This is a genomic window from Streptomyces durocortorensis, assembly GCF_016901035.1.
Lineage (GTDB): Bacteria > Actinomycetota > Actinomycetes > Streptomycetales > Streptomycetaceae > Streptomyces > Streptomyces durocortorensis.
Genome location: NZ_JAFEUF010000616.1, coordinates 1 through 209 on the forward strand (window position 1 = coordinate 1; position 209 = coordinate 209).

The window sequence follows — 209 nt, forward strand, 5'->3', positions numbered from 1 at the left end:
GGCAGCGCGGTCAACCAGGACGGCGCCTCCAACGGCCTCACCGCCCCCAACGGCCCCTCCCAACAACGCGTCATCCGCCAAGCACTGGCCACCGCGGGCCTGACCCCGAACGACGTCGACGCCGTCGAGGCACACGGCACCGGAACCCGCCTGGGCGACCCGATCGAGGCGCAGGCACTGCTGGCGACCTACGGACAGGACCGGGACGA

1 protein-coding gene is annotated in these 209 nt (G+C 72.7%); it reads left to right on the forward strand.

Annotation, left to right across the window (positions count from 1 at the left end; all coding sequences use genetic code 11):
• Nucleotides 1-209: hypothetical protein (locus JS521_RS36270; protein WP_205087059.1), on the forward strand; the 209-nt coding region annotated here is incomplete at both ends.